The sequence below is a fragment of the Bdellovibrio sp. ZFWA1 genome (assembly GCF_056175665.1).
In genome coordinates, this window is sequence record NZ_JBJKJH010000002.1 from 749,068 (window position 1) to 767,257 (window position 18,190).

Consider the following 18,190-nt stretch of genomic DNA (forward strand, 5'->3'; position numbering starts at 1 on the left):
GCATTTTGATTTGTAATTTAATAAGAATACTGAAATATAATAAACTTGGCTTAATTCCAGGTCTTGAGTTCGTGACAACGGCTCCTATTGAATGATAAAAAACGAGATTACTTATGAAAAAATCAGTACTTCATCTGTCCAAACAGAATTTCAAATTCTCTTCGGCTCATTTTCTCATTTTTGACCAAAAGAATGCGGAAAAGCTTCATGGCCATAACTATCAGGTGAAAGTTGATATCGAAGTTCCCAAATCCCAAGATGAGACAAAGGGATACTTTGTAGATTTTAATATTTTTAAGTCTCGGATTAAAGCCCAGTTAGACCAATGGGACGAGCACGTTCTGCTACCAAAGCTGAACCCAGAAATGAAGTTTGCCGTTTCCGATAAAATCATGGAAGTGCGGTTTCGAGAGCGATTTTATGCTTTTCCCGAGGATGAAGTGTGTCTGTTGCCCACTCACAATACCAGCGTTGAAGAGCTTTCACGAATTTTGGCTGAAGCGATGTTGAATGAGTTTAAAAAATATCAAGTTCAAAAAATCCGCGTTTATGTCGAGGAAACCCGCGGGCAGGGTGCCTCTTATTCTTTATCGATTAACGATCTTTAGGTCGTTATTTTGATTTTAACTGCCCTTCAGTTATTTCGTCGGGTTTAAGTTCTTTAATGAGGCGATAGCGCCAAAAGCAGATTCGCGATCCTTGCTCTATTTTGAGTTCTAAGTTGTCTTCGATAATTTCAGGGGATCCATCGCAGCTGATGTGGGCAAAGTCGGTAAAGCCATCCACTCTGTGAACGAACCACGAGTAAGGAGCCTTCGATTTTTGGTGCCAAGCGCGGTTGTAGGTCTGAGTACCTTTCTTGATCCCTGCTAGAATAATTTTTTCTTGAGAAGGATTACTTAAAATTTGGCGCGCTTGATTGATCAGGTCCATGTCTTCAAGGGCGATGGTGAAAGCTTCGCCATCAAGCTCATTGTTTGCGTTTTTGGGGCCCACTAAAAAATAGACTTTATTAGAGTCGATTGAGGCTTTTTCTATGACCGCTTTAGAATCGATATTTTGTCCCATTAAATTATGTAACCAAGCTGCTAGGCGCTGCTCGCCTCGAACCTCGAGTAGGTAGGCTTGAGCGGGTGGGGTGAGTTTTATTTGCTTCATGCGACGACGGTCTGCAATTTCGTAAGTTTCCTTTTTGATGATGGCATCTAATTTTGATTTCCAAATAAGCTCGACACTTTGATAGTTATCACCAAGATCCATTAAGCTTAATGTGAGGTTCGAACTTAAGTTTAAATTGAATTGATAAACGCGATCCTGGAAGGCCTTTAATGGAAAAATAGCGTTCGTCTTTTTGCAGCGAACAGTAAAATCCCATCCATTTTCATTTTCAGTTTTAAGATTAATTTGTTCAATGCGATCCGTGTATTTACCCATTTGAATTAGCGATCGTCCTTTGTTGAGTTCGATAACTTGGTCCTGATTTTCATAAGGCGGCATTTTAAAATTCAGCAACACCTCTTCTTTGCCAGGATTTAAGTTCTTAACCTCGACATTAATATCTTCAACGGGGCAAGGAATGGGGAGGGGCCATGTCGAGGCTTTTGAGGGATTTAAAAATGACAACTGGATCAGAGTTAGGCTCAAAAGTCCTAATAAACGTAGAGGCTTTGTAATCGTTCTTTGTGCAATATCAAGGTGCTTAATATGCTTGCTCATGGACTTTAGATCGGAACCCAGACTAAAACCTTAATACAGAGGTCTGTAAACTAGACTATTGGTTGGGTTTTATTTGCAATTGATTTTCAATTACAGCCAGCAGAGGGCCAGGACTGGTCAACGGCCCCTTAAACCCCTATTTTGGCGCCTATGAATTTATTTGATTCAAAGCTAAAGATTGGAAATAAGGTCTCTATCGAATCCTTTTCAGGTACAGATATTGTTATCGAAAGACTTCATGAAATGGGCCTTCGGCAAGGAACCGAGCTGACGGTTTTAGGGTGGGCGCCATTCAGAGGGCCTATTCTGGTTCGTTATAAATCCACTCTTTTGGCTTTGCGGAAAGAAGAAGCTCAATGCACTCTGGTGAAGGTTCTATAAAACAGCGCGGTATCGCATTAGTCGGGGCTCCTAACTCTGGTAAAACGACTCTTTATAACTGGCTGACTGGCTCTAAATTTAAAACAGTCAATTATCCCGGAGCCACTGTTGAGTATTCTTTAGGGAGCCTTGCCGAGCATCTAGGGTCTGGTCCCTTGGTGATGGACACTCCAGGAACCTATTCTCTTCATCCCAAAAGTGCTGATGAGATTGTAACTTTAAAGGCTCTTTATCAAAATCCCCAATTGGGAACAGTTGGCGGAATCGTGGTGGTCGTTGATGGCACTCAATTGAGTCGTCATCTTTTACTTGCTGAACAGGTCAAAGAAACAGGCTTCCCTATGATTCTTGTTGTTACAATGGTCGACCTGCTACGAAAGCAAGGATTGCATTTAAATTTTGATCTTTTGCAGAAACGATATAACTGCCAGGTATTGGCCTTCGACGGTCTATTAGGCGGTGGTCTTCTTGAGGTTGGCTCGGCCATTCGTGGACTTGATATGCAGAACTGTCCAAGCAAACCCATGATTTGGAGTTTTGAAGAACGCGAAGAGAAAATCAAAGAAATCGAATTGTTTTCTCAGGCTCTAGTGGGAAGTTCGAATGAAAGTGGAGTTTCAGTTAGCGAAAAGCTTGAACATATTTCTGATTGGACTTTGAAGTTAGATCGTTGGCTATTGCATCCAATTTTTGGTTTTATTTTCTTTGTGCTAATAATGGGCGGTCTTTTTTCAAGTATTTTCTGGGTGGCCGCTCCATTTATGGATTTGGTCGATGGATTCTTTGCAAGCTCAGCTGAAAGTGTAGCCCAGTGGGGAGGCGGTGCTTTGTGGGCCGATTTTCTTGGTAACGGTGTTGTTGCAAGTTTTGGGGCTGCATTGGTCTTCGTTCCGCAGATTTTTATTTTGTTTCTTGGTATTGGTCTACTTGAAGGATCAGGATATCTGGCACGTGCGGCGACGGTGATCGATAAACCATTTTCTTTGATCGGAATGAGTGGACGTTCGTTTGTTCCAGTTTTATCAGGATTTGCATGCGCAGTTCCTGCTATGATTTCGACTAGAAATATTTCGTCGTCTCGAGATCGTTGGATAACAACTTTTATTGTTCCTTTGATGACTTGTTCGGCTCGTTTGCCAGTTTATGCGTTGCTATTAGCCTTTGTATTTCGTGGTGAACAGAGTTGGAAACCCGGTTTGGCATTAGCGGCCTTGTATCTTCTGGCTATTTTTATTGGCGGCGTCGTTGCGGGTGTTCTCAATAAATTTCTTCCTAAAAGAGACAATAGTTTTTTTATGATGGAATTGCCTCTGTACCGGAAACCTCGTTGGAATGTTCTGTTGCGACAGTCTTTTGATAGAACAATGTCTTATGTGAAACGGGCAGGTCCTGCGATCTTTATCTTTGCCGTATTAGTTTGGGCAACTTCGACATTCCCTAACTACCAAGAAGAGAACCCGCAAGTTCGTCTTGAGCAAAGTTACTTAGGTCAAGTCGGGCAAGTTTTAGAACCGATTATGAAGCCTATGGGAAGTGACTGGAGAGTCGGCATCGGGTTGGTTTCAGCTTTTGCGGCCCGTGAAGTATTTGTTTCTTCTTTAGCGATCGTGTTTAATATCACAGGTGATGATGAGGCGGCTCAAGAGTCTGGTTTATTGCAGAAAATGGAACAGGCAACACGAAGTGATGGTCTTCCGTTGTTTACCGTGGCCAGTGTTTCGGCATTGCTTATCTTCTTTATGATTGCTTTGCAGTGTATGTCGACCGTCGCTGTTGCTATGAAAGAGATGTCATCATTAAAATTTGCGGTGGCTCAGTTGGTGAGCTTCAATTTACTGGCCTATTTCTTGGCCGTTGTTGTTTATCAAACTCTTCATTTTTGGGGATTTTAGAAAAAAGTCTTTGATTATTTAAAAACTTGCTTGGTACCATTTTAAGAGTCGGTCATGAGGACTGACTTACCCGTCAAGGAAGAGGAGGGGTTCTCTGTGACTCGCAAGTTTATTGCGGCTGCGGCCGCTGTATTGTCTGTTTCGCTTATATCCACAACAATCTACAGTTCCGAGGTGACTCTTTGTAAGGGTTTTGTTCCCGAGAACAATATGAAGATCCCGGTAGGGCTATTCGCTGCTGGGGGCATTTCAGAACAGCAGTTCAACCAAGTTATTGATCGTCTTATCAAAATTTACGGCCCAGAGATTGCGGCGCAAGGCAATCGTTTGAAGGTGAATCGTTTATGGACAGATGCCACGGTGAATGCGTCGGCTCAACGTTCGGGTAAAGATTTTATTTTAAATATGTATGGCGGTTTAGCTCGTCACCCTGCGATTAATGTCGAAGGTTTTGCTTTGGTTATCTGTCACGAGATGGGACATCATATTGGTGGCGCTCCGAAAGTTTCAGGCTGGGGTAATAACTGGGCTTCGAATGAAGGAGCTTCTGATTATTTTGCTACATTGAAGTGTTTGCGTCGTTTCTTTGCCGAAGATGACAATGCTGCAATTCTTCAAAGTGTCGATCTAGATGAGACGGCTTTAGATTCTTGTACAAGTCAGCATCCGAATATGCAGGACCGTTTGTTGTGTCTTCGCAATTCTATTGCAGGGCAATCGGTCGCCGAGCTTTTCCAGGCTTTAAGAAAGCAGCCGACTCGTCCTCGCTACAATACTCCCGACACGAAAGTTGTATCTAGAACAGATGATCAACACCCAGATACTCAGTGTCGTTTGGATACATACTTCCAAGGGGCTTTATGTCCAACACCGATCGATGAAGCGATGAGTGATACTGATGTTAGACAAGGCGCTTGTTATGCTGGCCGAGACACAGTGGGGCTTCGTCCTCGTTGTTGGTACGCTCCAAGCAAAGCGGGCTACTAAGCCGATTTAATAAAAAAGCCTTCAGGTGACTGAAGGCTTTTTTTATTTGAAGGGACGTTTTTTTTAAGGGGTTGAGCAGCTTGTCGTATAACCTGACTCGGCAGAAATTGTAGTGAACGAATAGTTTTTTCCATTGAGAGTCGTTGATGCTTTGATCTCTTGGAATTTTTTTGCAGGCTTTGTGCAAGGAGAATTTTGGACCTCGCCGATTTTCTCAAGTTTTACTTCAAGATAACCGCGTTCCTTAATGCTTTTCATAATGCTTTGGCAATTTACTTTATTGGCAGTGACCAGCAATCGAAGACCAGCAACATCCTCAGTCGTATGAATAAATGCATTTCCCATTTCGTCATTACACTGGATTAAATTAGAAGCAACTTGGTGAATAGAGCCAACTTTGGCGGGATCGAACAAGTCTGCTGCCGAGGCGACAACTGGTAAAAAAGCTAAGGACCAAGTTAGCGTTCGCTTGAATATAAACGTTGATTTAAATTTCATAAGATCCCTCCTGGATCTTTGATAGCTTATCAAAATCTATTCAATTATAAACCAACTTCTTTTAAAGAATTGTTCATGACTGCACATTCGTTCGGGCTTAATTGTCGGTAGCATTCGCCCATAAGCTCACGAGCATAGTCTTGGAATTGCGAATTCGACTTTAGTCTTAACGTCATAACGTTGTAAAAGACCGCCTTAGTGCGTGCCCAACCTAATTCACGGACTATCAAGGCAGATGCGCGATTTGGGATACCACTCAGCTCGTGGACTCCGCAAAGGTCGTTCGAATTCGACGGCGAACAGCCAGGGCCATATTCTGGTTTAATTTGACTCATATGGCCCGGCTGCGGCGTGAGTCCTCGAGATGGTACCATCATATCCCTCAGCGCTACGACAGGCTGTCCGCGTTTTTCAGAGGCCTTTTGTTTTAGCGTTTCTGATAAAATACTTTCCCCAATAAGGAAGACTTTTTCTTTGTTTATAGATGGGGCAATTTCTTGTTGTGCCATTTCGCCGAAAAGATCAGCGAAGTGTTCGTTAAGAGCGCCGGATTGTCCCTGATATTCTAGTCGGCTTGTGTATTGGACTACGGCGTGAGTGTACTCGTGAGCTGTAACATCTAGGGCATCTGTAAGATTTTTAATTCCCATAGAGCTACCATCTCCGAATAAAAATCTTTTGCCATTCCAGGCGGCATTTTGTTGAAATCCAAAAAGATCAATTGGAAGTTTACCGATTCTAACCGTAGCTTCTATTCTCGCGCCGTATCCATCGAATGAATTTCGATTGAAGTTTCTAAGATAGAAATCATGAGTGGCTCTTAAATTTCGGTCAGCTGCGTAGGCATCATCAGAAACGAAAAGTCTTTTAAGAACGCTTCCAACTTTGTTGCCGTTATTTAGTACGCGAACTCCGGGTCCCGAGACGCCTGCCAAGGGATTTAGCATTCCATCAAAAATAACGATATCAGTAGCATTAGCGGCGCTAGTCGTTAGTAATACGGCTATAGAAAGAACTGATTTTTTGAAATGCTGTTTTTTATAAAACACAGGATCCCCTTCGTAAAGAGTTTTGGTTTTCAGGGGTATAGCATAGAGAAGATAAATAGTCCGAGATTTTGAAAGAGACCGATTTTTCATTGTAAAATTGAATAAGGTGTATAAAAAACAGACGATTTTTCATTTCTATTTTCTTTTATTCACGGGCTTTTGTAATTCATGAATTTTGAAATGTAATCGGGTAAGTTTGTTGAATGCAAAAAGTTATAACTTTATCTAAATTTGTCCTATTCATTTCATTGAGTCTATTTTCATGGACGTCTTTGGCCGAGATTATTCAGGTCCGAGTATTGGGTGTTCATGACGGGGACACTATAACGGTCTTGGATTCAACCAAGCAAAAGGCGAAGGTTCGTTTATTGGGCGTCGATACTCCGGAAGTTGATTTTGAAGGGCATTCGCAAGGAGTTTGGTCAGAAAGGGCTCGGCTACGGCTTTCAGAGTTCGCAGTCGTCGGTCAATTTGTTCGTTTAGATGTTGTGAGTATGGATAAACACGGCCGGATTTTGGGGCGAATTATCAGCTCGGATGGTATTGATGTGAACAAGGTGCTGCTAAGTGAAGGACTCGGTGTTTTGTATTTTATTGATCCCTCGGATAAAAGACTTCTATCAGAATATTCACAGGCCGCTGGTACGGCCGAGCAAGAGCGCCGGGGCTTTTATAAGGAAATCTACTCGGGAATGTTGACAGTACCTTATAATTTTCGTCTTCAAGTTAAAAATCAAAATGGACGAAATTGGGTTGGTGACTTGTCCAATAAAATCATTTTTCCTTCCGGGGTGCAGCCAGAAATTTTATGGAGTCAGAGGGTCTATTTTTCAGATCTCTCGATCGCGCAGAGCCTAGGTTATAAACTTATAGGTAAGTAAAGGAAAAGAGATCTCGACGATCCCTTTTCTTTTACTACTAACTATATACAAGAGGAAAATTTATTAACGAATGACTAACTCCCCAGAGCTTAAGCGATAGACTTGTCCTGATACCTCATCGTTCTGCTCTAATGAGCAATAATATTCTTTCGCTGTTTGAACCGTTAATGGTGTGTCAAGAATTTCACGGGCAGAAAGTGGGCAATTGGAGTCGGAAGAGAAATATTCCAAGGTGCTTGCGTTGATGAAAAGTGCACAAGTATTTCCTTGTTTTTCAGTCTGATGGATTTTTGCGGTGAAGCTAGCTTGTCCTAAACAGTTAGCACCTGCCTGAATGGCGAAAAGGCAAATTAGAGTCACAAAAATATTGCGCATATCGAGTCCGATCCTTTGTTTGTTTATTTTTAACCGGCTCTTAAATATCACTGTTTCAGATTTTTTTCTAACGGAGGGAAACTCTTGTAAAAGATTTAAAAATTAGGTGGACTTAAAAAATAAAAAACCCCGAAGGTCTGTCGGGGTTTTAAGTCTATCGACTTTTATTTTGAAATTTGGAGCGGGAGACGGGACTCAAACCCGCGACCTATGCCTTGGCAAGGCATCGCTCTATCAACTGAGCTACTCCCGCGTCGATGAGGTCTATGGTTTTATAGTTGCTTGTTCGTACAGTCAATACTTAAAATAAAAAAATGCAGAAAAAATTAAAAAAATCCCTGATCAAATGGTCCATTTTAGTGGTGTTAGGATGTCTTGCCTATTTAACAGGCTATTTTTATTCACAATATCAGGAAAAAGAATCACTTTTTGAGTATACTCAACGAAGCAGCCGCTGAGGTGGGTATGATAAAATTGGGATTCTGGTGTTTCACTCCGGCAACTTTTAACCAAGCCGTTACAGCAAGGGCTAAAAAGATAAAGAACCAATTGCCGGGCGTGAAGTGTAAAAGCATTAGGGCTTCCTTTTTTCCTTTTGGTATCCCAAATAGTATTCGATGCCGCTACTTATACTTAAAATAACACTCATCCACAAGACCACGTAGCCAATTTTGCCAAGATAGCCTGCCCAAGTGTAATTTAGCCATGGTTCCAAGGAGCCAATAATGACGGCAGGGATGGCCGACATTTGGAGGGCCGTTTTCCATTTGCCCGCAGGTTTGGCCGCGATAATAATTTGATCAGCCGCCGCCACCGAGCGAATGCCCCCAATATAGGTATCCCGCACAAGTATTAGAATGACCATGTAGGCATCAATTTTCTGAAGCGCCAAAAGCATCACTAAGATTCCCGTCACTAGGATCTTATCCGCAATGGGGTCCATGAACTTTCCCTCGTTGGAAACCACGTTCCATTTGCGAGCATAGTGGCCATCAAAATAATCAGTGGCTGAGGCGAGGCCAAATAGAACCGCCGCAAGGAAGTTCCACGGAAGCGTATTTGGAATCATAGCTGCCACAATAATAGGCATCAGCCAAATTCGGGTTAATGTGATTTGCATCGGTAATTTTTTTTGCCACTCAGCGACTTGCATGGATTTAGTTTAAAGCGGCTTTCTCTGGACTCGCAACATTAAAGTGGTTAAGACTGAGCATCATGTTTATTTATCGTCATAAAGTGCAATTTTACGAAACGGATTTGATGGGAATTGTTCATCATTCCAATTATCTTCGTTTTTACGAAGAGGCTCGTGTTGCCTTTGCGCATCACAAGGGATTGATTGACTATCAGCGCCCTGAGTCCGCAGCGCAGTTTGCTGTTTGGGAGACTCAGGTACGCCACTTAAGACCCTTGAAATTTGGTGACGAAGTCGATATTGAAATTCAAGCACGTGTCGAGAAAGTGCGAGTGATCTTTCAGTATCGAATGAAGGTGCAAGATCAAATTTGTTCGGTGGCTAAAACTGAACATGTGGCTTTGGATTCTAATTTAAAATTACAGCGGTTGCCGGCAAACTTCGTAGCTGCTTGGGGGAGTGAATTATGGACAGAAACCTGGCTTTAGAATTTGTAAGAATCACTGAGGCGGCGGCGTTGGCCTCTGCAAAATGGATGGGACGAGGTGATGAAAAGTCTGCGGATGCAGCCGCTGTCGATGCCATGAGAAAAGCATTTGATACGGTTCGTATTGATGGAACAGTCGTCATTGGAGAGGGTGAGCGCGATGAAGCTCCAATGCTTTATATCGGTGAAAAAGTGGGTTATCGCTCTGAGGATGCTCCGAAAATTGATATCGCACTTGATCCATTAGAAGGAACTACAATTTGTGCTACGGGTGGTGTCGGCAGTATTTCGGTAATAGCCGTGGCCGAAAAAGGCAACTTTTTGCATGCGCCTGATACCTATATGGACAAGATCGCCTGCGGGCCAGAGGCTAAGGGAGTTATTGATCTTGATAAGACCCCTACCGAAAATATTAATAATGTTGCAAAAGCCTTAGCTAAAAATGTTTCGGAAGTGACTGTGGTTATTTTAGATCGCCCTCGTCATCAAGATCTTATTGCCGAAGTTCGCAAGACCGGTGCTCGTATTCACTTGATTGGGGACGGGGATGTGTCTGCGGCGATCGCGGCTGCGTGGCCAGATACAGGGATTGACCTATTAATGGGAATCGGGGGCGCTCCTGAGGGCGTAATCTCGGCGGCGGCGATGCAGTGCCTAGGCGGCGATTTTCAGGGACGTCTAAAATTCCGCAACGATGAGGAAAAGCAAAGAGCTCTTAAGATGGGTATCAAAGACCTGGATAAAAAGTATAAAATTGATGAGCTGGCATCGGGGTCGGTCATGTTTGTGGCTACCGGAGTTACCGACGGGCCTTTACTAAAAGGGGTTAAGTTTTTACCTGGTCAAAAAGGAAAGACCCACTCGGTGGTTATGAGAAGTAAAACTGGAACAATCCGTAACGTCGAGGCCTTCCATAATTTTAATATGAACCCAAAGTTGTAAGAGGACGTTTATTTTGGGAACTTTGAGTTGTTTTCAATGTGGTAAAGAGATTGGATTTACGGGAGTGTTGGGTATTCGGGAAGAGTGCCCACACTGCCGTGCTGATGCCCATGTTTGTAAAAACTGTCAGTTCCACGACCCCAAAGTTTACAACGAATGCAAAGAAACCTCTGCGGAGGTTGTGCGAGAGAAGGACCGAGCCAATCGGTGCGAGTATTTTAATCCGCGAACAGGCGCAAGTGGTGGCGTTGATAAGGCCGCTCAGTTAAGGGCGGCTGCTGAAGCTCTATTCAAAAAGAAATAGGGCTTGCTCAAGTCCGGCTATTTCCTTTTTACATTTATTTTATCGGGACTTGGCCGAGAGCCTATTCCGGCGTAAGAAGTTCGTCCGGAGAAAAATATGAAAAATATTATTTTAGGCGTTTTTTTGCTTACGAGCACGATTCTATTGTCTGGCTGTAATTCTGACGATGGAGAAATGGTAGTTTATCAGGATTTCACTCTGAAATCTGATTCAGGCGACGAGATTAAGCTTCAAGCCGGAAATAAGTATCAAGTTTATGTAACTCCTTACTCAATTTTTGGTTCTGATTTCTATGCACGATTTTACAATCACGCAAATGCAGAACACGTGGGGCTCGCTAAATTTGATATCGAAGGCTTTAGAGTATTTCCATTAGAGGGGGATTTTGAATCGGGTATCCATAACCAAATGGTTTCTTTAAAAGGCGAAAGTCGTTTCGAGCCTTTTGCATCATTCACTCAAAATGTTGTTGAAGACTGTGAGCCCGTCGAAAATCAACCTCTTCAGCGTCGAAAAGTGACCTTACTTGTGAAGCAAGGATATCGAAAGGTTCAAGTTCAGATAATGAATCCTAGTCGCACTCAGGTCCTGGCTGTATTTTCCTACAATAATCGCTTTGACTATAAAGAAACACTTAACGAGGGTGTTTGCTTTTAGTTAGCGGATATAAAACACTTGCTAGATGCAGAGTGACTTGTGCTAGCCTACAGACTGGCTGGTGCCAAAGGCTCCCCTAAAGGGGAGCCTTTTTGATTTCCTAGGAGTGGAAATGATCATCTCGGTGTTAAGACGCTTATTTTTTTCTGAAGTTTCCCCGTTAATTCGGATTGGTCGATCTCGGCCCTTAGAGGAATCTGATTTTATTAAGCTAGAATCTGATTTAAATCCCGAACAGCTTCCTTTCGTGGAAAGTTCGATTAAATGGACTAACGTAAATGATTTTTTATTCGGTATTTTCCCTTTACTGAAAAGGCGCTTAATACCGGCCTATTCGTGGTATGCTTTGGGTTTAAGTGCCAGTTTGATTTCGCCATTGATAATGAATCTTTTTTTGAAACAAATCAAAGTGGCCTCCGAGTCGACTGCAAATTTAAACTGGGCCTTACTCTTAGGGGTTGGTTTGGGGTTTTGCGGACTTGTGACTGGATTTTCTTATCAGCAGTATTTTAGGAATACGCTGGCTAGTTATCAAATTCTGGTAAACTTGCTAAATAAAAAGATTTTTAAACACAGCTTGCAATTGAGTCTGGGGGCCCGTCAAAAAGTACAGCTCGGTGATGTTGTGAATCACATGAGCTCAGACTCCGAGAGCGTTGCGGATTTTCCTTTGATCGCTGCTGATATCGTTTGGGCGATTATATCGGTTGTTGCGGGACTGGGAATGTTATTTTATTTTTTAGGGTCTTCTGCTTGGGTGGCTCTTTTCTTAATGTTGTTGCTCATTCCTTTAACGCGAACACTAGCCTCTAATTTTTTTCATTTAGATGAAGACATGATGAATTGGCGCGATAAACGTGTTTCCCTTTTGGGGCAGTCTTTGAATGCCATTCGAATTGTGAAGTATTTTGTGTGGGAAAAATCCGTTTCGGCCGAGATTCAGAATCTGCGAAATCATGAAATTAAGTCACGCACCAAGCTAGCGAGGTCCGAAGTATTAGCGACCATGTCCTTTATGTTAGTTTCTTCTTTGGTGTTATTTGTGGTCCTACTGGTTCACTCGTTGCGTGGCCAGGAGCTCAACGTACCCTTGGTGTTCACTTGTTTCTCGATATTTGCTTTGATGGAAGAACCATTTGGCAGTCTTTCGGGACTGATTTCAAGATGGACTGCAGCTCGAGTGGGGGCTGGTCGTATCATTGAATATCTTCAAACTCAAAAAGTTCCGGAATACCAAGTTATTGAAAGTGAAGTATTTAAAAGTTTGAAGATCGTGAATCAGTCTTGGGGTTACAATTCGCCGGTACTTCAAGGTGTGAATCTCGATATTAAAGCGGGGGAATCAATAGCCGTCATTGGACCGGTGGGAAGCGGGAAAAGTACTTTTTTACTTGGACTTCTCGGCGAGATCCCAAGTTTTCAAGGCGAGACTTTGTTTAATGATCAATCCGGTAAACTACCAAAAATTTCATTTGTTCCTCAGGAGTCTTATATCTTGAGTGGTTCCTTATTGGAAAACATTTTGTTCGGAGCCAAAACAACCAATCAAGCTGTTCGGCGTGCTCTTCATTTAAGTTGTTTAGATAAAGATGTTCGAATGTTCGAATCTGGTTTGCGGACAGAAATTGGGGAAAAAGGCGTTAATCTTTCTGGAGGTCAAAAACAGAGAGTGGCCTTGGCTAGAGCCATAATTAATGAGGCCGATTTAATTCTTTTGGATGATCCATTGTCGGCTGTCGACGTTGAGACAGAAGCCATGCTTTGCGAGCGCTTGATTTTTGGTGAGTGGAAAAATAGAACACGAATTGTAGTGACTCATCGTTTGAAGACACTTCAGCAGTTTGATCGAATTATTTTCTTGAATCAAGGGCGTATAGAGCTTGTTGGGACTTACGATGAATTGCAATCATCTGTAGCCTTTAGAAGTTTTGTTAAAGATCATGCAACTTCATTGCCTTCTGATAGTGAAAAGGCGGTCGCGGTCAAAGAATCCTCAGAGCCTCTTGAAAATCCGACGGATGTGAAGGCGGCAAAGCTTGTTGTTGATGAGGACCGAGAGGTCGGAACAGTTAAGGGCAGTCTTTATTGGGATTATATAAAGTCCTTAGGCGGTTCTGGTGTATTGCAGTATTGGATCGTATTAAGTTTATTTTTGATAGCCATTGCTACGACGGCGGCCCCTTTGCTTCAGAAATGGTGGTTGGGATATTTCACATCAAATAATGGCCGAACATTTGATTGGTCAGTGATTGCCGGCGTTGGTATTTACGGTCTGTTAGGCGGCTTAGTTCTTGTACTTGGCACTTTGTCTCATTTATTTTGGCTCAATCGGGGCTTGATTGCTGGTAAAAGAATGCATGATGAAATGCTTAAATCGGTATTGCACGCTCCAATTTCTTTTTTTGATTCGACGCCAGTTGGACGTATTCTTCAACGCTTCTCTAGAGATATCGAGACTGTTGATATTCACTTACAAAGAAGTTTTGAGTCTAATGTTCATTGTTTTTTCGAAATTGTAACTTCGCTAGTTTTAATCTTGGCTTTGATGCCAGTAATGTTATTGGTGATTTTTCCAATTGGTCTGGTTTATTATCGAATTCAAAAAGACTATCGAGGGGCTGCCAGGGAAGTGAAGCGGCTTGACTCTATTGCTAGATCGCCTCGTTATGCACATTTTAAAGAGACTCTTCAAGGGGTTTCGGTGATCCGTGCTTTTCACCGGCAACAATGGTATTTCGAAGAATTTTACAAAAGATTGGCGCGCAGTCAAAAGGCTTTATTTAATCACTATATGCTTAATCGCTGGTTCTCGGCGAGGGTCCCTATCGTGGGTGGGATGGTTGCGATGTGTAGTGGTTTTTTTGTGGTTTTTGCAGTGAAGCAAGGCCGCTTAGATCAGGCTACTGCAGGGCTATTGATGACATATGCGATGACATTTTGGACCTTTTTGAATTGGGGTATTCGTATGTTCTCGGATGTTGAATCAAGAATGACATCAATTGAACGTCTGCATTTCTTTATGAATCTTCCCCAAGAGGCACCTGTTCGTTTATCTAGCCCCTCAATCCAAGCTGAACTGGATCTGATTGATTTCAAAGGTCATATTAAGTTTGAAAATGTTCATCTTCGTTATGCTCCTCAATTCCCGTTGATTTTGAAAGATCTTAGTTTTGAAGTCGGTGCGGGGCAAAGGGTGGGGTTAATAGGTCGTACGGGATCAGGCAAAAGCACTTTGTTGCAAGCACTGTTTCGATTTGTCGAACTTGAGTCTGGTTGGATACTGCTTGATGGTATCGATATAGCATCGATTCCGTTAGAACGACTGCGTCGGTTGATGGCGATTATTCCGCAGGATCCAACCTTATTTATCGGTTCTGTTCGAAGTAATTTAGATCGTTACAACGAGTTCTCTGATGCAGAAGTCTGGCAAGCCCTGGAGCATGTGGGACTTAAAGAGACTGTTCAGGGTCTTTCCGGGCAGCTCGCTTATGCTATTGCCGAAGGTGGGGCTAATTTAAGTCAGGGACAGCGGCAATTGATTTGTATGGCTCGTGCCTTACTGATGAAGGCCAAGGTCATAATCATGGACGAAGCGACAGCCAGTGTCGATGTCGTAAACGATGAATTGATTCAGAAGGTGGTGCGGGAGTCCTTCCGTGGTATTACAATGTTAATTGTCGCCCATCGCTTATCGACTATTGAAGATGCTGATTTGGTTATAGAGCTAAAAGAGGGGCGTTTGAAGCAGCAAGGGCCTTTTCATTCACTTACCTTTGAAGCGGACTTAAGGCAGGAATTGTAAATTAAAAAGATTGATGAAACATAATACTTCGACGAAGTGTTGATTTTTTTAGTGAAGCCGGTAGAGTATCTACATGGCTAAAGCAACACACACAGAAGTATTTAATTGCACGACCGAACAATTTTTTGCCCTCATTTCGGATTACGAAAAGTATCATGAATTTTTGGCTGAAGTAAAAAAATGCACAGTTGTTAAAAAGGAAGGATCACGCAAGCTCGTTGAATACAACGTTCAAGTCGTGAAGAATTTTAAATATCAACTTTGGATGACCGAGACCGCGCCTAACGCCATCTCGTGGGAATTTGCTTCCGGCGATATTTTTAAAACTTCGGTGGGCTCTTGGAAGCTTGAAGATCAAGCGGGTAAAACCAAGGCGACGTATTCAGTGGAGGCTACGTTTGGTGTTTTCGTACCCGGGCCAATTGCAAACGCCTTAGTGAGTGTTAATCTTCCGAATATGATGAGTGCTTATCATAAGCGAGTGAAGCAGGTTTATGGCGTCTGATGAATCAAAGAAAAGCAAAGATGAGACTGCGGATGCGAAGGTTCCACCGTTAGGGGAGGCTTTGAAGAAAGTCCTTACGGCAGGAGTCTCGGCGGCCTTTATGACCGAAGAGAGCATTCGCTCGTATCTTGGCGAATTGAAGTTGCCTAAGGATGTTTTGAATTTGCTAATTCAAGGTGCCTCGAAGTCAAAAGATGAAATCACGCAAAAGGTTTCTAAAGAGGCGATAGCGATGATTCAAAAGATCGATTGGACTAAGGAACTTTCAAAATTTGCCGAGGATCACACCTTTAAGATATCGATGGAAATTGATATAAAGAAAAAGAATAAATCAGAATAAAAAAAACGGAGGCCAGCGCCTCCGTTTTTTTTATTTAATGTTAAATCACTGACAAGAGTTTTGAAGATCGGTTCTTTGTTGTAATGCCTGAACGCAGGCTTCTCCCAGCTTTTTACCACTTTCTATATGGATGTTTAAGGCTCTGTAGAAAGCGCTTGAATGCGGGTCTTTGTTGTCAATTTGATTTAAAGCAAGTTCTTTGTTTTCCAAGGAGCGGAAATCACAGCCGGCATTTTTAGGTTTGATCTGTCCCTGTTTTTCAAGTTCATTCATAATTTTAGCAGAAAATCGATCCGCGAAATCTTCGCTAAAGAAGCGAGTGTCTTGACTCTGCTTCTTGATGAGGCAAGATTTCACTGAAGGTTCTACGAGGCCCATCGTTTCAATAATGTGTCCAATTTCATGAGCAATGATATTAACGCCTTTATCTAGATATTTTGCGCTATACCAGCTAAGAACGATGTCGTTTGAGTTCAAGTAAGCCCGGTCTGAAATATTTAAATCAACAAAATTTTTACACAAAGAGCTGTCCTTGGTTTCGATGATTGAATAAATCAGGTCATAGGTAAGGGCCGTTGTTAAGTTCATTTTGTCTAGACTTTGCTTGAATTCAAGATTTCGTTTTTTGTTTAGTTTAATGTTATTAGTAAAAACATTATGAATATCGACATTTGACTTTGGCAAAACAAAATTGATGTCTTCAATTTTTGATTTTTGTTCTGAGGTGATTTGTGGCAAAGAAGCAATTGCCAACTTCTTAACCTCGTTGATCACAGTTTTTACTTTCTCAAGTTCTTCTTTAGTTGGAGATAGGTTGTAGCCGGCAAAATACGAAGTTTTACATTGTTGGATCGCTTTATCTAGCGATTCGCCATCAACAGAGCGGATTTCTTTTTCTTTTAAAAACTTTGCAATGTTTTCTTTATTAAGATCAATCTTTGCCATTGTTTCGGCATTTTTGGGGTTTTGAAGATCTTCGATAAGTCGTAAAAGCATAACTTCGCCAGCGAGGCTGTTCATTTCCTCGCTATTTAGAGCTTGGCCAGATTCAATATTTTCTATTGCAGAACTACCGATGTGGATCATGTCTCCGTTAGCCCGCTCGTTGATTTCGGAAGATTTTTCTTTAATCCATTTTGCTGCCATGGCGAGGGCTTTATTCGAATCAATCTCATTAAATTCTTCTTTAAAAAAGTTTTCTAAGTTTTTATTTTTGTATTTATTAAAAAGCTTAAGAGTCTTGTTTGATGAAAATATCACAGCACTTCGAATTAAGACCTCTTGTGGAACTAGTTTGTCGTTACCTAGTACGACGGCGACCGATTTGATAAGATCTAGCTGAAAAGTAGTCAGTTCGATGGAATTCAGATTCTTTCGGCTTTCAATTCTTTTTTCGGCAAGTATTTTTTCGGCCTCTAATTTTTCACGAAGTGCTTCCGAGATGTTTTCATTAAGGTTTTTTTCAAAATATTGAACTTGCTCGGATGAGCCCTGTTCGGCCTTTTTCATAAGGGCTGGGATGTCGAGCATATGTTCGGATCCACATATTTCGTAGAAACAATTCTGCGCTAAACTATTGGGGGTGCCAGTTTCGGGCTTTGTACTCTCTGGGTCGGCAGAGGGGGATATTTTTGGAGTCAGGGGATTTGAGGATGGTGTTTCAGAAGGTTTGCCAGTCAATTTTGCAGTGCCTACGGCGCGAGGCTTTAAACTCATTTTTGAGCTACTTTGTTTACATCCGAGCATAAAGAAGGGGGCTGTTAATCCAAGAACTAATAGACTCTTCGCTTTCACAGGTAGCTCCTTTTATTGTCACAGACGTGTCGAAAATCTGGTCGCTAAAATGCTTCAGAGGTTCGCTCAGCGCAGTTCAGCTTTGATTTAGGCCACTCAATCGTGTTGTATGTTTGAAAAGCACGAGTTGTGCCAGCGGTTGCGGAAAAACCCGACTAAGGTCGTCTCAAGTTGAGACAAGAAAGCTCCGATAGAAAGGGAACTATGGTAAATGAAATACTAAGCATTTTATCAGTTCTATTTTTTTGTATCTGCTGTTCGCAGTTTATTAAATCTTTAGTGACACCAATTCCGGTTTTACGGATGGAACGTCCTTACGCCCTTGCAGCAATGAAGTTAAAAAAGATCTATACAGTGGCTTCGTGGGGGACGATGACGGGTGTTTTTTTTGCGGGACTTCTAGCTTCTTTTTATCAGGTTTACACGCAGATCTAACAGCCGTATA

General features: G+C 42.2%; 20 protein-coding genes and 1 tRNA gene. 13 read left to right on the forward strand and 8 right to left on the reverse strand.

Annotated features, from left to right (window positions below; genetic code table 11):
- Positions 1-113: 113 nt before the first annotated feature.
- The gene (locus tag AC04MN_RS13065; RefSeq protein WP_475383645.1) at positions 114-608 is read left to right on the forward strand and encodes a 6-pyruvoyl trahydropterin synthase family protein; all 495 of its coding nucleotides are present in this window, start codon (positions 114-116) and stop codon (positions 606-608) included.
- Between the two features lie 4 nt (positions 609-612).
- Here the strand turns inward: AC04MN_RS13065 and AC04MN_RS13070 are convergent, their stop codons facing one another.
- A complete protein-coding gene (locus tag AC04MN_RS13070; RefSeq protein WP_475383646.1) occupies positions 613-1,716 on the reverse strand; it encodes a BP74-related protein in 1,104 nt (367 codons plus the stop codon).
- A gap of 150 nt (positions 1,717-1,866) precedes the next feature.
- Here AC04MN_RS13070 and AC04MN_RS13075 point away from each other — a divergent pair, with 150 nt between their 5' ends.
- From AC04MN_RS13075 to AC04MN_RS13085, 3 genes are all read left to right on the forward strand, one after another.
- Positions 1,867-2,097, forward strand: coding sequence for a FeoA family protein (locus AC04MN_RS13075; protein ID WP_475383647.1), 231 nt, complete (start codon positions 1,867-1,869; stop codon positions 2,095-2,097).
- The gene (gene feoB, locus AC04MN_RS13080) at positions 2,073-3,989 is read left to right on the forward strand and encodes a ferrous iron transporter B (protein ID WP_475383648.1); all 1,917 of its coding nucleotides are present in this window, start codon (positions 2,073-2,075) and stop codon (positions 3,987-3,989) included. The genes AC04MN_RS13075 and feoB overlap by 25 nt, the downstream gene beginning before the upstream one ends.
- 96 nt (positions 3,990-4,085) lie before the next feature.
- Positions 4,086-4,976, forward strand: a complete 891-nt coding sequence (locus AC04MN_RS13085) for a hypothetical protein (RefSeq protein ID WP_475383649.1) — start codon at positions 4,086-4,088, stop codon at positions 4,974-4,976.
- Positions 4,977-5,039: 63 nt separating this feature from the next.
- Here AC04MN_RS13085 and AC04MN_RS13090 read toward each other — a convergent pair whose 3' ends face one another.
- Both AC04MN_RS13090 and AC04MN_RS13095 read right to left on the reverse strand, forming a co-directional pair.
- Positions 5,040-5,474 (reverse strand): hypothetical protein, encoded by a 435-nt coding sequence (locus tag AC04MN_RS13090; protein ID WP_475383650.1) that lies wholly within the window; start codon positions 5,472-5,474, stop codon positions 5,040-5,042.
- 44 nt (positions 5,475-5,518) lie between these two features.
- Positions 5,519-6,523 (reverse strand): M4 family metallopeptidase, encoded by a 1,005-nt coding sequence (locus AC04MN_RS13095; RefSeq protein WP_475383651.1) that lies wholly within the window; start codon positions 6,521-6,523, stop codon positions 5,519-5,521.
- A gap of 203 nt (positions 6,524-6,726) precedes the next feature.
- Between AC04MN_RS13095 and AC04MN_RS13100 the strand changes: the two genes are divergently transcribed.
- Positions 6,727-7,404, forward strand: a complete 678-nt coding sequence (locus AC04MN_RS13100) for a thermonuclease family protein (RefSeq protein WP_475383652.1) — start codon at positions 6,727-6,729, stop codon at positions 7,402-7,404.
- A gap of 63 nt (positions 7,405-7,467) precedes the next feature.
- On the opposite strand, the gene AC04MN_RS13105 is transcribed toward AC04MN_RS13100, so the two are convergent.
- The 4 genes from AC04MN_RS13105 to pgsA all read right to left on the reverse strand — a co-directional run bounded on the left by AC04MN_RS13105 (position 7,468) and on the right by pgsA (position 8,932).
- The gene (locus AC04MN_RS13105; protein WP_475383653.1) at positions 7,468-7,779 is read right to left on the reverse strand and encodes a hypothetical protein; all 312 of its coding nucleotides are present in this window, start codon (positions 7,777-7,779) and stop codon (positions 7,468-7,470) included.
- A gap of 177 nt (positions 7,780-7,956) precedes the next feature.
- A tRNA-Gly gene (locus AC04MN_RS13110) sits at positions 7,957-8,032 on the reverse strand.
- Between the two features lie 169 nt (positions 8,033-8,201).
- Positions 8,202-8,354: a hypothetical protein gene (locus AC04MN_RS13115; protein WP_475383654.1), complete on the reverse strand. Its 153-nt coding sequence runs from the start codon at positions 8,352-8,354 to the stop codon at positions 8,202-8,204.
- A complete protein-coding gene (gene pgsA, locus AC04MN_RS13120; RefSeq protein ID WP_475383655.1) occupies positions 8,354-8,932 on the reverse strand; it encodes a CDP-diacylglycerol--glycerol-3-phosphate 3-phosphatidyltransferase in 579 nt (192 codons plus the stop codon). The genes AC04MN_RS13115 and pgsA overlap by 1 nt, the downstream gene beginning before the upstream one ends.
- Positions 8,933-8,994: 62 nt before the next feature.
- On the opposite strand from pgsA, the gene AC04MN_RS13125 reads away from it, so the two are divergent.
- The 7 genes from AC04MN_RS13125 (at position 8,995) to AC04MN_RS13155 (ending at position 15,951) form a co-directional block, all read left to right on the forward strand.
- The gene (locus AC04MN_RS13125) at positions 8,995-9,402 is read left to right on the forward strand and encodes an acyl-CoA thioesterase (RefSeq protein WP_475383656.1); all 408 of its coding nucleotides are present in this window, start codon (positions 8,995-8,997) and stop codon (positions 9,400-9,402) included.
- Positions 9,381-10,343: a class II fructose-bisphosphatase gene (gene glpX / locus AC04MN_RS13130; protein WP_475383657.1), complete on the forward strand. Its 963-nt coding sequence runs from the start codon at positions 9,381-9,383 to the stop codon at positions 10,341-10,343. The genes AC04MN_RS13125 and glpX overlap by 22 nt, the downstream gene beginning before the upstream one ends.
- 13 nt (positions 10,344-10,356) lie before the next feature.
- Entirely contained in the window at positions 10,357-10,647 is a 291-nt protein-coding gene (locus AC04MN_RS13135; RefSeq protein ID WP_475383658.1) for a hypothetical protein, read from the forward strand.
- Between the two features lie 96 nt (positions 10,648-10,743).
- On the forward strand, positions 10,744-11,304 hold the full coding sequence (locus AC04MN_RS13140) for a hypothetical protein (protein ID WP_475383659.1): 561 nt from the start codon (positions 10,744-10,746) through the stop codon (positions 11,302-11,304).
- Between the two features lie 112 nt (positions 11,305-11,416).
- Entirely contained in the window at positions 11,417-15,106 is a 3,690-nt protein-coding gene (locus AC04MN_RS13145; protein WP_475383660.1) for an ABC transporter transmembrane domain-containing protein, read from the forward strand.
- 73 nt (positions 15,107-15,179) lie between these two features.
- Positions 15,180-15,611 (forward strand): type II toxin-antitoxin system RatA family toxin, encoded by a 432-nt coding sequence (locus AC04MN_RS13150; protein ID WP_475383661.1) that lies wholly within the window; start codon positions 15,180-15,182, stop codon positions 15,609-15,611.
- A complete protein-coding gene (locus AC04MN_RS13155) occupies positions 15,601-15,951 on the forward strand; it encodes a hypothetical protein (protein WP_475383662.1) in 351 nt (116 codons plus the stop codon). The genes AC04MN_RS13150 and AC04MN_RS13155 overlap by 11 nt, the downstream gene beginning before the upstream one ends.
- A gap of 45 nt (positions 15,952-15,996) precedes the next feature.
- On the opposite strand, the gene AC04MN_RS13160 is transcribed toward AC04MN_RS13155, so the two are convergent.
- Positions 15,997-17,745 (reverse strand): hypothetical protein, encoded by a 1,749-nt coding sequence (locus AC04MN_RS13160; RefSeq protein WP_475383663.1) that lies wholly within the window; start codon positions 17,743-17,745, stop codon positions 15,997-15,999.
- Positions 17,746-17,949: 204 nt separating this feature from the next.
- Here AC04MN_RS13160 and AC04MN_RS13165 point away from each other — a divergent pair, with 204 nt between their 5' ends.
- Positions 17,950-18,180, forward strand: coding sequence for a hypothetical protein (locus AC04MN_RS13165; protein ID WP_475383664.1), 231 nt, complete (start codon positions 17,950-17,952; stop codon positions 18,178-18,180).
- The last annotated feature ends 10 nt before the right edge of the window (positions 18,181-18,190 follow it).

What these genes read in the sequence shown, in the direction of transcription:
- AC04MN_RS13065 (WP_475383645.1), top strand. Translation starts at nt 114, where the DNA reads ATGAAAAAATCAGTACTTCATCTGTCCAAACAGAATTTCAAATTCTCT.
- AC04MN_RS13070 (WP_475383646.1), bottom strand. Translation starts at nt 1,716, where the DNA reads ATGAGCAAGCATATTAAGCACCTTGATATTGCACAAAGAACGATTACA.
- AC04MN_RS13075 (WP_475383647.1), top strand. Translation starts at nt 1,867, where the DNA reads ATGAATTTATTTGATTCAAAGCTAAAGATTGGAAATAAGGTCTCTATC.
- feoB (WP_475383648.1), top strand. Translation starts at nt 2,073, where the DNA reads ATGCACTCTGGTGAAGGTTCTATAAAACAGCGCGGTATCGCATTAGTC.
- AC04MN_RS13090 (WP_475383650.1), bottom strand. Translation starts at nt 5,474, where the DNA reads ATGAAATTTAAATCAACGTTTATATTCAAGCGAACGCTAACTTGGTCC.
- AC04MN_RS13100 (WP_475383652.1), top strand. Translation starts at nt 6,727, where the DNA reads ATGCAAAAAGTTATAACTTTATCTAAATTTGTCCTATTCATTTCATTG.
- AC04MN_RS13105 (WP_475383653.1), bottom strand. Translation starts at nt 7,779, where the DNA reads ATGCGCAATATTTTTGTGACTCTAATTTGCCTTTTCGCCATTCAGGCA.
- AC04MN_RS13115 (WP_475383654.1), bottom strand. Translation starts at nt 8,354, where the DNA reads ATGCTTTTACACTTCACGCCCGGCAATTGGTTCTTTATCTTTTTAGCC.
- pgsA (WP_475383655.1), bottom strand. Translation starts at nt 8,932, where the DNA reads ATGCAAGTCGCTGAGTGGCAAAAAAAATTACCGATGCAAATCACATTA.
- AC04MN_RS13125 (WP_475383656.1), top strand. Translation starts at nt 8,995, where the DNA reads ATGTTTATTTATCGTCATAAAGTGCAATTTTACGAAACGGATTTGATG.
- glpX (WP_475383657.1), top strand. Translation starts at nt 9,381, where the DNA reads ATGGACAGAAACCTGGCTTTAGAATTTGTAAGAATCACTGAGGCGGCG.
- AC04MN_RS13140 (WP_475383659.1), top strand. Translation starts at nt 10,744, where the DNA reads ATGAAAAATATTATTTTAGGCGTTTTTTTGCTTACGAGCACGATTCTA.
- AC04MN_RS13145 (WP_475383660.1), top strand. Translation starts at nt 11,417, where the DNA reads ATGATCATCTCGGTGTTAAGACGCTTATTTTTTTCTGAAGTTTCCCCG.
- AC04MN_RS13150 (WP_475383661.1), top strand. Translation starts at nt 15,180, where the DNA reads ATGGCTAAAGCAACACACACAGAAGTATTTAATTGCACGACCGAACAA.
- AC04MN_RS13155 (WP_475383662.1), top strand. Translation starts at nt 15,601, where the DNA reads ATGGCGTCTGATGAATCAAAGAAAAGCAAAGATGAGACTGCGGATGCG.
- AC04MN_RS13165 (WP_475383664.1), top strand. Translation starts at nt 17,950, where the DNA reads ATGGTAAATGAAATACTAAGCATTTTATCAGTTCTATTTTTTTGTATC.